The organism is Fibrobacter sp. UWB4 (assembly GCF_002210345.1).
GTDB lineage: Bacteria > Fibrobacterota > Fibrobacteria > Fibrobacterales > Fibrobacteraceae > Fibrobacter.
On record NZ_MWQI01000006.1, the window covers coordinates 179,223 to 193,145 of the forward strand.

A 13,923-nucleotide genomic window follows, 5' to 3' on the forward strand; every position below is an offset into this window, starting at 1 on the left:
ACAGAAACAGGAGATGCCCGATCAAGTCGGGCATGACAATATTGTTAATATTCCCTAGTCGTTTTCCCGTTCACGCGGTACGTTTTTCCGTTCCCGCGCATAATGTAAGCCCCAGCACCGTTTGCGTTGCGGTTGAAGTCTACGAAGTAGCGGTTGCCTTGCTGCGTTTTGCGTTCAGTGCGCATTGCTTCAATGGACGTGCGCGGAATTTCAACTTCGCCAGCTTTCAAGTCTTCGCTCATCCAGCCGATGTAATCGATGTTTGCCATGCCATCTTTCGAAAGGCTTGTGAACTTGAGTTCGCTATAGCCTTGTGGCAATTCGATTTCGATGGATTGCACTTTCCATGTTGTCCACGCTGCGGTGGATTCCATGCTGCCGTCTGCAAGTAGCGTCTTGTCGCCTACGGAAACGCTGTATCCACGTGCGGAACCGCCGCCGTTTGCAAAGCTGAGGAACAGCGTGTATTTGCCTTCCTTGAATGCAGTGACACCGTAAGTCACGTAGCTTCCGGTGGAGTTGTCCACGTTGGCGTAGCCTTCGCCGACGAATCCCGCGTTGTTTGCTTCCTTGACTCCCTGAATGTCGATGAAGTTTACTCCGTCAATGTATGTTTTGCATGTGTCGTTCCCGCACATTGCCGAAGGTGGTGGAGGCGGAACGTAGCTGTCGTCCATCTTGGCGAGCGCTTCGAGGTAAGCTTTTTCGGTGCTGATGAGAGCCGTGCCGTATTCGCCTGCCCACTGGTATCCCGTGCGGCGTTCTTCGCTAATTTTTGTGAAGTCCTGCGTCTTGGTGCTTGCGCCATCGCGGTCGCAGAAAAAGTAGTTGTCGTTGTTGACTTCGTAGAATCGGTACCAGAGAACGTTGCCTTCGCGTTCTTCGAAGCGGCCCTGTTTCTTGTTGAAGTAGAGTCCTGTGACGCGGGTCTTCTTGTACCATTCAATGGCGCCCTTGATGGATTTCTGGATGGCTTCGGTTTGTTCGGGCCAGTTCATCAAGAACCACACGACACCTGCGGATTCGCTACCGGACTTGCTGTCGAGTTCGTATGCGCGCGCGCCGACCGGGGCGAGACTGTTGGTGTCATGCTGGGCGCACCAGACGGTGAGTTTTCCGTCGTTTACGATTTGTGCCTTGAGCAAGTAATCGATCGCTTTGTCGAGAGCGGATTTCATCTTGCTGCGGGTATTGTCGTCAATGATGTCCGAGTCAAATGGACTTGTCTTGTTGGCAATATCCATCATCGTGACCATCGCGCGGATCATGGCGTTGTCGTTCAGCGTAATTTGGTCGGAATAGTTACCGCGCTTGGGCCAGACTTGCGGGAGGCCGCCTTTGGAGCGCTGCATGGTCAAAAGGAAATTGACGGCCTTGTTGAAACTTGTCTTGAATGCGGATTTGTAATTGCTGTTCGTTGTCGCCTTGTAGCGCACGGCGAGCAGCCGCATTTCTTGAACAGTCGCGTTGTTGTCGATGGTACCGAGGTCACCGCCGCCTTTTGCCGTCCAGGAGGATTTTGCGCCACCGGTGTATGCGCTCTTGTACTTCTCGGCGTGAGCCTTGTCAAAACCGCCGTTTGCGATTTGCCATGTGGTCATGTTGTAGGTGTACTGGTCAATGTCCATGCCGGATGCCGCGTCGGTAAGTTCCGAATAGCCTCGGTAGCTGTTGATTTTCGAAACCGCCGTTGATGGAGGCGCGTAGCTTGCCGCAAATGAAAAAGACGCGACAGACATTGCCGCTACAAAAAACTTGTAGTTACCAAACCCAAAATTCTTCATAAAAAACCTATAGAAGAGTTCTTAACCCCACACCACTTCTATAATCTACATTATAATAGGCCGTTTTTTGCTATGAATTTCTTTTAAGTGTTGTCCATGGACAATGGGAGCGGTAGCATTGTCTCCTTTGCATGTCATTCCCCTAACGGGGCTTGACTTGTTCGCCTCGGATATAGAAACATGTAAGCATGTTTCTGCATCGCTCGGCTCCGTTGTCATTCCCGCCTCCGAGCGGGAACCTCCATCTCGTTTTATAATACACGTTGTATAATACTTTTTTAAAAATTTTTAGAAAAATAAAAAATCTTCAAAATTTCTTCAAAAATCTTAATTTTGTATAGTAAAATTTATTGCAGAACTATACCGCAAAATCTAATTTATAGGAATGAAACCAATCACCGAATATCAAAACTACCGAGAATACATGCGGGACTTCTACGAAGAACGCAAACGCAGTTCTTTGTTCTCATGGCGCGAATTCTCCAAACTGGCGGGGTTTGCTTCGCCAAACTTTATGCAGCTCGTTTGCGAAGGCAAAAGCCGCTTGAGCAAAACGGGAGTCGAGAAAGTGGCGGATGCCATGGGGCTTGCGGGTGCTGACCGCGACTATTTCTTTGCGATGGAGCGTTTTGGCGATGCCAGGAGTGATTCTATGAAACTCCAGGCGTTTAACGAAATGCAGAAAATTGCAAAGGAAAACCGTTTGCGAGTCGTCGATGCCGAGGCGTTCAAGTATTTCGAATCGTGGGTGAACCCGGTGTTGCGTGAACTTGCACCGATCATGCCGGGTGCAAAACCGCTGGAACTGGCGCGCCAATGCATTCCGGTCGTGAGTGCCGCCGAAGTTCGCCATTCGCTTGACTTTATGTGCCATGCGGAATTCCTCAAGAAAATCGGCGAAGATACCTACGTGCAGACTGAGAAGGTTGTGACGGGATCTTCCGAGGCAATTCCTTTGGCTCTGCGTTCCATGAACCGTCAAATGTCGAAGTTTGCAACCGAAGCGATTGACGAGGTTCCGCCCGAAAAACGCCATATCACGGGTGTGACGTTTGGTATTTCCGAAGAGACTTACCAATGGCTTGTGCAGAAGCTTGAAACACTCAGGCAGCAGGTGGTTGCCATGGCTGCTAAGGAAAAAGAATACGATAAAGTTTATCGACTGAATTTACAACTATTCCCGTTAACTAAAGGGAGAGAGGCATAGTATGAAAAAGTTGTATAAAATAATCGCTATGGCATGGACGGGACTTTTGCTGTCTTGTTCTGGTGATCAGTCTAGTGGTCGCGATCTTGCCGGTGCAACTACGGAACCGAACTCCACGCAACGCGCAGAATTGACGGAAGAACAGAAGGCCCTGCTGGAAAAATCTCTGGTCGTATTGGTTGGAGGGACGATTGAAAATTCAAATGATATTAGTGTAGATCCCGATCAGAGTGTTGCCATTGATTCTTCCGTATTTGGAAAGTTGATGTTCCCGTTTGACTCGGTACCGGATACGTCATTCTATACTTCGAGCTTGGATGGCTCTAGGTCGTGTCAGGTTTCTGTTCAAGCGAAAGAGTCCGGTGTAGAACTCGAACAGTCGATGTACACGCAAGACCGATACGGTCAATATTACAGCTCTAGTATTATTGCCGTCAAGGTTGTAGATGTCGAGGGTACTCCTGTTTTGCTGAAAACTGTTGGACATACGGATTATTGGGGCTATGGAACGTCTTGTTCTGAATTTTTGAATGAATTCAAGCAGTCGTGCGAAGCGTCTAACGGAATTTTCAAGGATTACGAAGACGGTTGTCGCAATTATTTTTTGAGCTTGGTGTGCTCTATGCTGATGCCGGAAGGAAAAACGGCGGAGGACATCGTGCGTTCCTATACGAAGGAATACAGGAATACCTGTAAGGAAGATTCTATCAAATATGCTCCTGTTGATACTAAAGTTGATCCTTTGCAAGGTTGTCATATCACAAACGATGAAAACGGCGATCATTATTTTGGGGATTGTCCTTTGATCGATGATGGTGTTGATAAGGATGTATGGCGCAGGGACAGTGCATGGCGTATGAACTTGACACGAACCTTGGATGTCTATGAGGAACAGTTTGCCGTTTTTAGAGAAGAGACTGACGGAAAGTCGGGTTATATCAGTCACGAAGAATTGGACAATGAAGCCGTTCTCGCGTATAACTCATTCCCGAAAGACAAAGTGGCAAACGCCTATCGCAAAGAGGGTATTTTCCACTTGCCGGATTCCCTGCTTGCGGTATTTTTCCCCACGGCTGCGAACCACCCGCGTGCATATACAACGCTTCAAGGTGAACCTAAAGGTATGGCTTATTACATCGTCGTCTTGAAGGATATCGGGGCCAAGGGACATGCCCTGAACAAGATCGATGCAAGTGGAATCTACGTAAGGGATATTTTGAAGAGTGGAGAATCTTGCCCGGAAGATGCTGACGAATATTATTCCGTGTATCTGATTCGAGGCTCTACCGAATGGGATATCAGCGAAAAGAATATTGTCCGTAGTACCTTTGTGAGCCCGCTTTGGAATTGCGATGATTCCGAAAGTATTGAGCGCATTGAACCTTACGGTGAATGGACCAATCGTGATGGATTCTAAGATTTAGTATTTAATATTTAAGAGCTATTTTCTATCTTAAGGGCGTATGAATACCAAAATCTATTACACCCTTACTGATGAGTCGCCGTTCTTGGCAACTCAATCCCTGCTCCCGATTGTATCGGCTTTCGCAAAGACTGCCGATATCGACGTGGAGACGAAGAACATCTCCTTGCCGGGCCGCATTCTCGCTGCTTTCGCAGACACGCTCCCGGCAGGTACGACGTTTGCCGGTAAGCCGGTGACGGATGACCTCGCTTTCCTCGGCAAGCTCACGCTTGAACCGGATGCAAACATCATCAAGCTCCCGAACATTTCTGCTTCGGTGCCGCAGCTCAAGGCCGCTATCGCCGAACTCCAGAAGAACGGCTACGCTCTCCCTGACTACCCGGATGCTCCTCTCAACGACGAAGAAAAGGCTATCCGCGCTCGCTACGACAAGGTGAAGGGTTCCGCCGTGAACCCGGTGCTTCGTCAGGGTAACTCTGACCGCCGTGCTCCTAACGCTGTCAAGAACTATGCCCGCAACAATCCGCATAGCAACGGCGTGTGGAACGAATCTGTGAAGACTTATGTCGCGAGCATGCAGGCCGATGACTTCTACGGCAACGAAAAGTCCATCACGATGGCCGAAGCCGACTCCTTCAAGATTGAATTTGTCGATGAAACTGGTGCCGTGACGGAACTCCGTGCCGCAAAGCCGCTCCTCAAGGGCGAAATCATCGATGCGACCGTCATGCGCATGGCTTCTCTCGAAAAGTTCATCGCCAATGCGATGGCCGAAGCCAAGGCCAAGGGCCTCCTCTTCTCCGTGCACCTCAAGGCCACGATGATGAAGGTCTCTGACCCGGTGCTGTTCGGTGCATTTGTCCGCGTGTTCTTCAAGGACGTGTTCACGAAGTACGCAGACCTCTTCAAGGAACTCGGAATCGACGCGAACAACGGTCTCGGTGACTTGTTCAAGCGCCTCGAAGGCAATGCCAAGGAAGCCGAAGTCAAGGCTGCTATCGACGCCGCACTCGCCGCAGGCCCGGACCTCGCCATGGTTGATTCTGCTAAGGGCGTTACGAATTTGCATGTGCCGAGCGACGTGATTATCGACGCTTCGATGCCGGCAATGATCCGCAATTCCGGCTGCATGTGGAACAAGGAAGGCAAGCTGCAAGAAGTTGTCGCCTGCATTCCGGACCGCTGCTACGCCGGCATTTACGACGAAACGATTGAATTCTGCAAGCAGAACGGCGCTTTCGACCCGAAGACTATGGGTACTGTGCCGAACGTGGGCCTCATGGCTCAGGGCGCCGAAGAATACGGCAGCCACGACAAGACGTTTGTCGCAAAGGGCAAGGGCGTTATCCGCGCTGTGAACAGCAAGGGCGAAGTCCTCTTGCAGCAAGAAGTCGCTGCTGGCGATATCTTCCGTATGTGCCAGGCCAAGGACGCTCCGGTGCGTGACTGGGTGAAGCTCGCTGTAACGCGCGCCCGCCTCTCGAATACGCCGGCTATCTTCTGGCTCGATCCGGAACGCGCACACGACCGTGAAATCCAGAAGAAGGTCGAAGCCTATTTGCCGGAACATGACCTCAAGGGTCTCGACATCAAGATCATGAGCCCGCGCAAAGCTATCGTCGAAACGATGAAGCGCGCCAAGGCTGGCCTCGATACTATCGGTGTGACGGGCAACGTGATGCGTGACTACCTCACGGACCTTTTCCCGATTCTCGAAGTTGGTACTTCTGCAAAGATGCTCTCCATCGTGCCGCTCATGGCTGGTGGTGGCCTCTACGAAACGGGTGCAGGTGGATCTGCTCCGAAGCAGGTGCAACAGTTCCTCGCCGAAAACTACCTCCGCTGGGATTCTCTCGGTGAATACTTCGCACTTGTGCCTGCATTCGAACAGGTCGCGCTGAAGGATGGCAACAAGAAGGCTAAGGTCTTGGCCGATACGCTGGATGAAGCTAACGGCAAGATTCTCGAATTCAACCGCACGCCGGCTCGTAAGATCGGTGAACTCGACAACCGTGGTTCCCACTTCTACCTCGCTCTCTACTGGGCTCAGGCTCTCGCCGCCCAGAAGGACGATGCAGAACTCGCCGGCAAGTTCGCTCCGATCGCCGCTGCTCTCTCCGCAAAGGAAACGGAAATTGTCGCCGCTCTCGCTGCCGAACAGGGTAAGCCCGCCGATATCGGTGGTTACTACGTTCCGAAGGCTGAACTTCTCAAGAAGTGGATGCGCCCCGTCGAAGCGTTCAACGCAATTATCGACAACATCTAATTTGTCGTCACCATTACAAAAAAGGAGTGTCGCAGAAATGCGCACTCCTTTTTTTTGCTTCGCTGTGAATTCTTAGAACTGCCCGCGGCTCCCGTTGATAATCCATTGACACAATGCCTCAATGCCGTCGTAGTCGGGGAGCGTTTGCAAGAAATTTTTTGACTTGCTGCGTTCAATGAAGTTCCGCCAGACCATTTCGTTTTTGCCGTTCAGCCCGAGGTGTTCTTCGATAGCCCCGCGCGTCCAGACCCAGATGCCTTGCTTGCAGAGCTTTTCGTGGATGTTTCGGATGGGACGTTCTGCTTCGGGCATGGATGCCATCATGGCGTATGCTGTAGATGCGTTGATATTGCTGTGTTTGTTGACGGGAAGCCCGTTTACCAGACGCAGGTGGTTATGGCAAGCGAGTTCACGGAACAAGTTGCGGCATTGCGTGATGTCTGGATCGTTTGCTTGTAAAAAGCCGTCGCGAGTCGCTGTCGTAAAGGCATAGTCCAAATCGACAATGGCGCGTACGGGAATGTCCATTGCCGTTAAAACCTGCATGCTCTTTCGGGTATTGCTCACGCCGCCCTGGCGCACGAGTGCGCATTTGATCAGTGCAAAGGATTGCCCGGTAATGCGCTCGAAAAGGGCGGGCAACACTCGCCATTCCGTTTTTCCTTCGGTAAGCAACACGTAGTCGGCGAACAAAAGTTCGTTGCTGTTCGAAAGACTGAATAGCATTTGCAGCTGGCTTGGCGCGTCTTGGACGACCTGGCGGACGGCATCTTCCATTCGCTTGCGCATGTATGTACCGCGCTCTTTATTTTTGCGAATGAGTAGAGATGTGCTCACGTCTTCACTAGTGACCATTTGCGCGGAGTGTGTTGCGAATATGACCTGATAGCCTTCGTTCGAAAGATTTTTGAGCGCGACACGAACAAGTTCAACTGCTTGCGGGTGCAAAAAGAGTTCCGGCGAATCAATTAGCAAGAGCGTTCGGCTCAGGTAATGATTGTTGTGGTGCTTCTTGATTTCGGCAAGATAGCGGATAAGCGCCATCTGGATGGCGCGTTGCGAACCTGCGCCCATGCGCGAGATGTCGCGTTCAAAGCCGTCATCTTCATCGACCACTTTAATTGTTGCGCTCTTGAGGAAGGTTTCGAGCGTCGGCACGGGAATGTCGAGTTCCACGCGGACGCTTGGAAATAGCGGGCGAAGTGCCGTGTTGACTTCTTTGTCGAATGCCTGGATTTCTTCGGCTTGCCTGTCGCTTCCTGAGGACAGCAGTTCCGTAAACTGTTCGATGACTTGACTCAATTCGCCGCCAAACTTGCGTTCCAGGGGCTTGAAAATTTCGTGCATCAATTTTGTGTAGGCGTTGTTCCCTTCAAAATCCCAAATGGCGATGGATTCCGGGAACATGCGGTTAAATGCCGCGATAAACTGGTCGTTGACGCGGACCCAGTCTTTGCCTTTTCGTTTGCCGTTAGGCGGGCAAAATGCCCAAAATTCAATATTGCCGGGAAGTTCTCCCGGAATGCGCTGCACTTTCTTGACGCGAAGCGATGTCCCTGCCAAAAATGGCTCGATTTCAGCCGCTTTCTCGTCTCCAAGGCGGTTTAAGATCTGTTCTGTGATTCCTTCAAAAATTCCTTCGGCTTCGACGGGGTGGTTGGGGTCGTCAAAATAGGAAATATCCAGCGAAAAGTGGGCAAGCAGCCAGCGTATTCCCATCAAGATATTTGTCTTGCCTGCGTTGTTATAGCCAATAAGTGCGGTAAAATCACTAAGCGGAAAAGTCTCGCGCTGGATAGAGCGGAGATTCGAAATCGTAATTTTGGACAGTCTAAGTGCTTGCGGTTGCATAGCTTGAAACTATAAAATCTTTTAGCGAAAAGCGCTTTTTTGAGCGAATGGAAGCGAAAAAGTGCAAATAAGACCGTATAATTTGGAATGAAATTGGTGAAAATTGCCTAGGAAACGAAAAAACACCTTAGCTGTTGGGGCTAAGGTGTTTCTTTTGGGGTTAGGAGGAGAACAAAGAGTTCTTGAACATAAAGGTATTTAAAGTTTGAATGTTGATGCCGTTTTTTGCCATTTTCGTGTTGAAAAGTGTTGTGAACTTCTCAATGGAGCGTTGTAATTTTCTACAATTAATTTTAGGTATGTAAAAAAGAGGTTTTGTTCAGTGTCAAACTTTGAAAATGAATCGGGTTTTATTTCTAAATTTCCCGGCATGAAGAAATACGCTGCTCCAGTTATTCTTTTTGTTTTGGCTTGCGCCTTAATTGTTTACCTAAAAGTTGATTTTTCGGGATCGTCTTCTTCGTTTGACGTTAGCCGATACATGAAAACTCGTGCTAAGATCGATTCCCTGGAAGTTGCCCTGTGGAATGCCCAGGGGAGTGTTGACACGCAAGTGAAAATTCGCGATGAGCTTGCCAATTCTTGGGAAGAGCTTTCGGCAATGCGTTCTAATTCTGCTGCTGACGAAGCTGAAGCCTCTGAAGAGAATGTAGGCGGCTTTTCGGGTGGCGTTTGGCTCTGGATTATTGGTGGAACGCTTGCTGTGCTTCTTTGTTTTGTTGTCCTTGTCCTCGTGCTTATTCATCGCAAGAAGGTCGTTGAAACGCGAATGATGGAAGCTCTTGCGAAGTCTAGGGAAACTGGGGAAATGCCTTCTGTTGACGATACAGAAACGGTTTTGACTCCGCGTGTCCATGCTCCCAAGAAGTCTATTATTGACGAAGCTGAAGAATTTGCTGCCAAGCGCCGTGAAACGATGGAACTCCAGACGAAGGCGGCCGCAAGTGCTGCAGATCAGACGGCGACGGACTTGAATGCTTCGGGCGTGAATGCTACGAAGGCCGCTTTCGAAGATGAACACGGCGTTCCTGAAAACCGCATTTTGACTTCTCCGTTTAACGGAAGGACGGTTCTCCGCCCGACGGCTAGAGAACGCATCACGTCGGCGATGCAGTCGCTTTCCGATGTGCTGCATCATGACCGTACCAAGGTGAAACCTGCTGCTCCGGCTGCATCTCCGAGGCCAGAAGTTGTTGCAACTGCTGTGGCTCATCCGCTTGAGATGAATCGCTTTGACCGCGAGTCTTCGGTGAACAGCAAGATTTTGCAGATGTCTCGCAGAGGTTTCCCGGCTTCGGCAATTGCTTCGAAGCTTAAGATTCCTCAGGCTAAGGTCGAGGCGGTTATCAAGGAAGCCGTAGAAGCAGGTAACTAATGCGTTACCGCTTTCGTTGCGAATATCTAGGCAGCGCCTTTTACGGCTGGCAAGAACAAAATTGTGGCGGCAAGCTCCGCTTTGTGACTGTGCAGTCAACGCTCGAAGAGGCGCTGTCTGTTGCGTTACGTGCGCCCATCCGCGTGGTGGGGTCGGGCCGAACAGATACGGGAGTCCATGCCCGCGGCCAGTGTGTCCACTTTGATTTTGATGGCGAACTCGATCCTGTAAAAGTGGTGCGTTCCGTGAACGGGCTTACCAAGCGCTTGATTCGCATTCGCGATTTAGAACCTTGTGCACCGGACTTCAACGCCCGATACGATGCGGTTTTACGTTATTACCAGTACACGATTTTTACGCGCCCGGTGGCGCTGATGCGTGACTTTGGCTGGGAATGCGGATCGCTGAATCTGGATATCGATGCGATGGGCCGCGAGGCGCAGTCTTTCCTTGGCGAACATGATTTTATTGATTTTTGTATCCCGCGTAACGATGGAAAATCGACGCTTTGCACGTTGAGCGAGTTCCGCCTGGAACGCTTGAACGACTGGAGCTGCATGTTCCATATCAAGGGAAATCGCTTTTTGCACCGCCAGGTACGTGCGATGGTCGGGACGCTTTTTGATGTTGGTCGAGGCCGCTATCCCGAAGGTACGGTCAACCAGATTTTCGAGAAAAAGTTCAAAGGCGAACGCACGTGGGCGCCCCCGCAGGGGCTTGTCCTCGAGAACGTGGAATATAGGGATTATTAGGGCGGTATGGGCTCGGTCGCCTACGGCTCCCTTTGAGGTATGAGGTTATTGTATTAGAAATGCCCAAAGCCTTGCAGAGCAAGGCGACCACAAAGCGAAGCGACCTCAGAGCGAGTTTACGAGCGTGCCCAGAGCGCAAAAGTCGCTAGCGGCGAAGTATGTCAATCATTTCTTTCACGGCGCGTTCCATGCCGACGAGGGCTGCTCGGCTCACGATGCTGTGACCGATGATGATCTCGTCAATGCCGTCAATCTGAGCGACCGCTTCGACGTTCCTGTAGTTGAGGCCACGGCCTGCAAACACGTTCAAGCCATACTTGTGGGCGAGAACCGTCATGTCCTGCAACGCTGAAATTTCACGGTCAACTTCTTCGCGGCTACCGAGTTCAAAAGCGGTTGCGTACTTGCCGGTGTTGAACTCCACGTAGTTTGCGCCGACCTTCTTGGCTGCCTTGACCTGTTCCGTTTCTGCATCGATGAATACGCTCACCTGAATATCGTTGTTGCGAAGTGTCATGATGTACTTGGCCAGTTCATCAATCTTTGCGGAAACATTTAAACCGTCTTCTGTCGAAAGTTCCGTATGGATTTCCGGGACTAGTGTTACCATGTCCGGCTGGCGGTTGATGGCGAACTGTACCATCGCCTGTGTCGGTGCCATTTCAAGATTCAACTTTGTCGTCACCGTCCCACGGAGAAGCCTGATATCTCGGTCCTGGATGTGTCGCTTGTCTTCACGGAGATGGGCGGTAATTCCATTGCAACCGGCGAGTTCGGCTATCATGGCTGCGGCAACCGGATCAGGTTCCTTGCCTTTGCGGGCTTCACGGATTGTTGCAATGTGATCTACGTTTACACCGAGTTTGATAGACATAGGATCTCCTATTTAGTATTGAATAAAGTAGATAAGTCAACGAGGGTCGTTCCTTGCTTGGCTGCCTTTTGGGCTACGTCCTCAATTTTAGACAAATTTTGTTCTGTGAGCGGGATTATCATCACAGAAGTTCCGCTTTTGGGGGCTTCCCTGAGTTTCTGGTGGACATAGTCCTCGATAGAGCTGTTGTCCGGGTTGTACGGGAAGGCGATTTTGCATGAAATTTCAAGATCCTTGCATGTTTGCGGAACAACGGTACGTTCTTCCATGGACAAGTCCAAAAACCACATTTTATTTTTTTCGGTTGGCTTTAGAATCGCTTGCAAAAGTTGCTTGTGCTTAACGGCCTGTTCCCCGTAACGCGTTGCGATGCCGGCTGCGCTTGGGAGGACTTCCTTGGCATTGCTAATAGTTTCTTCGATCTGTTCGGCGGTGTGGTGGATGCGGAGTGGACGTAGTTTGTTGTGAACTTTGTTCAGCTTGCTTGATTCCATTGCAAGCCATAGGACTATTTCTTTGTTTTGAATTTTTTCCAAGCTCTTATAAAAATCGCTGTTTAAACCAAATGGTGGAATCAGCAAGTCAAATGGAAAGTCAAGATTGTTCAGCTTGGCGATGATTTCAGGTGTCAGATTTGTCGTCTGGAATGCAATCGACATGAGGGATGCATTTTTCATGAAAATGTTTTCTGAAACCTGGAATGTCAGGTGGAGTGTATCCCCGTTAGGTGCCAATATGTCAACTAGTGCAGACTGGTACGCGTTTGGGTTGTCACTGAGTTCTTCCATCAGAAGAATGGAACCGCCCTTTTTTTGAATAAATTTTTGCGCCTTTAGAAGATAGACTACGATAGTCTTTCCTCTCGCAAGCGTCCAAATATTGCGCTTTGAACGTTTTGAATAACTTGATGAAATTATTTTCATCTCGTCCTGTAATTTCTTTTCGAAAGGAATCGTATCCTGTTCTACTGGAGCCACTTCTGTTTCTTGTGTTCCTTTGATCTTTTCAAGAATATGAAGTGCCTTATCCTGGTTGTTCAGGAAAAAAGACAAACCAGCAAAAATCCCCAGTGCAAAAAAAAGTGCGACAATGTGTTTAAGCTTTATCATTTCGACTATAAATATAACTACATTGAGCGCATGCCTATTCTATTTGCACTTGTTGGAGCTACCGGTGTTGGCAAGTCCCGCCTTTCACTGGAACTGGCGGAACGCTTTAATGCCGAAATCATCGGTGTGGATTCCCGCCAAATCTACAAGGATTTTGCCATTGGTACCGCTCAGCCGTCTCCACAGGACATGGCTCGGGTAAAACATCATTTGGTCGATTTTCTTGATCCGCGCAAGGCGTTTTCCGCAGGCGATTTTTGTGCAAATGTGAAACAACTTTTGTCCGAAAATCCAAAACAGAACTACATCCTGGTTGGAGGCACGGGCCTTTATCTCCAGTCCTTAATGCTTGGGCTCCCGCAAATTCCCAAGATCGATGAATCTGTGCGTAAGTCTTTTGAAGACGATGCTGCTAAGTTTGGAAGTAAAACTTTATACGAAAAAGCGGTGCTGGCGGACCCCGAAGCAATGGAAAAGGTTGAGCCGAACAATGTCCAGCGCATTATACGCATTCTGGAAGTATATCAACTGACTGGGCGTAAGCTCTCGGAATGGCAAAAGGAACGTGAAGGCGGTATTGGGGAACTGCCTGTATTCTGGCTGAATCGCAGTCGCGAAAATCTCTATGCGCGTATTGACGCCCGCGTAGACCAGATGATGACTGACGGCTGGCTCGATGAAGTTCATGAACTTGCAAAAACGGTGCCTTTAGAGGCCCCGGCATGGCAGAGTCTTGGCTATAAAGAACTTTTGTGTGCAAAAGACGGCATACAAGTGCAATCTGTCCTCGAAGAAGTGAAGCGAAAGACACGAAATTATGCAAAACGGCAGTTGACATGGTTCCGTTGGCAGGTGAAATCGACAGAAGTGGACCTGGATACTTGTGCAAATCCTCTGGAATATATCCATAATAGGGTCGTTTCCCCTTAAATGGTCAATTTTTAAGACTCTCTGAAAAATTTTTCTCCAAAAATTGGACTTGAAAAGGGCAAATTGCCCTTTTTCTTTTAGGGTGTTTTTAAAAAAGTGGTGAATAGAATGTGAATATCATGATGTAGAACCTGCATACAACCCGTTTTTATCGAAAAAAATGAAAAAAAATTGATTTTTTTTACGCTGACCCCTTGTTTTTATTCCTGAAAATTCTATAATTGGTCTCACCCTCGAACGGGTCACCCAAAACGACCTGAACGAGAGACGAAAGCCCGCGAGACTTTCGGGAAGATTGAAGGAATCGGAGATGTGCTTAGTGACGGCCCAAGAAAATTTCTTGGAAGTC

General features: G+C 49.4%; 10 protein-coding genes. 6 read left to right on the top strand and 4 right to left on the bottom strand.

The window, feature by feature from the left end; genetic code table 11:
* Positions 1-44 precede the first annotated feature (44 nt).
* Complete coding sequence (pelA, locus tag B7990_RS10635) at positions 45-1,784, bottom strand: pectate lyase (RefSeq protein ID WP_088640932.1); 1,740 nt, start codon at positions 1,782-1,784, stop codon at positions 45-47.
* A gap of 385 nt (positions 1,785-2,169) precedes the next feature.
* Here pelA and B7990_RS10640 point away from each other — a divergent pair, with 385 nt between their 5' ends.
* From B7990_RS10640 to B7990_RS10650, 3 genes are read left to right on the top strand one after another with little or no spacing between them, the layout of a single operon-like run.
* On the top strand, positions 2,170-2,991 hold the full coding sequence (locus B7990_RS10640; RefSeq protein ID WP_088640933.1) for a TIGR02147 family protein: 822 nt from the start codon (positions 2,170-2,172) through the stop codon (positions 2,989-2,991).
* A gap of 1 nt (position 2,992) precedes the next feature.
* Positions 2,993-4,408 carry a hypothetical protein gene (locus B7990_RS10645; protein ID WP_088640934.1) on the top strand — a complete coding sequence of 472 codons (1,416 nt, stop codon included), beginning with the start codon at positions 2,993-2,995 and terminating at the stop codon, positions 4,406-4,408.
* A 46-nt stretch (positions 4,409-4,454) separates the two neighbouring features.
* Entirely contained in the window at positions 4,455-6,683 is a 2,229-nt protein-coding gene (locus B7990_RS10650; protein WP_088640935.1) for an NADP-dependent isocitrate dehydrogenase, read from the top strand.
* 72 nt (positions 6,684-6,755) lie between these two features.
* Here B7990_RS10650 and B7990_RS10655 read toward each other — a convergent pair whose 3' ends face one another.
* Positions 6,756-8,534: an ATP-dependent endonuclease gene (locus B7990_RS10655; RefSeq protein ID WP_088640936.1), complete on the bottom strand. Its 1,779-nt coding sequence runs from the start codon at positions 8,532-8,534 to the stop codon at positions 6,756-6,758.
* A 481-nt stretch (positions 8,535-9,015) separates the two neighbouring features.
* Here B7990_RS10655 and B7990_RS10660 point away from each other — a divergent pair, with 481 nt between their 5' ends.
* A complete protein-coding gene (locus tag B7990_RS10660; RefSeq protein WP_254917480.1) occupies positions 9,016-9,909 on the top strand; it encodes a hypothetical protein in 894 nt (297 codons plus the stop codon).
* Entirely contained in the window at positions 9,909-10,661 is a 753-nt protein-coding gene (truA, locus tag B7990_RS10665) for a tRNA pseudouridine(38-40) synthase TruA (protein ID WP_088640938.1), read from the top strand. The genes B7990_RS10660 and truA overlap by 1 nt, the downstream gene beginning before the upstream one ends.
* 145 nt (positions 10,662-10,806) lie before the next feature.
* Here the strand turns inward: truA and B7990_RS10670 are convergent, their stop codons facing one another.
* Positions 10,807-11,535, bottom strand: a complete 729-nt coding sequence (locus B7990_RS10670) for a pyridoxine 5'-phosphate synthase (protein ID WP_088640939.1) — start codon at positions 11,533-11,535, stop codon at positions 10,807-10,809.
* Between the two features lie 8 nt (positions 11,536-11,543).
* The gene (locus B7990_RS10675) at positions 11,544-12,644 is read right to left on the bottom strand and encodes a divergent polysaccharide deacetylase family protein (RefSeq protein ID WP_088640940.1); all 1,101 of its coding nucleotides are present in this window, start codon (positions 12,642-12,644) and stop codon (positions 11,544-11,546) included.
* 30 nt (positions 12,645-12,674) lie between these two features.
* Here B7990_RS10675 and miaA point away from each other — a divergent pair, with 30 nt between their 5' ends.
* Positions 12,675-13,574: a tRNA (adenosine(37)-N6)-dimethylallyltransferase MiaA gene (gene miaA, locus B7990_RS10680; RefSeq protein ID WP_088640941.1), complete on the top strand. Its 900-nt coding sequence runs from the start codon at positions 12,675-12,677 to the stop codon at positions 13,572-13,574.
* Positions 13,575-13,923: the final 349 nt, after the last annotated feature.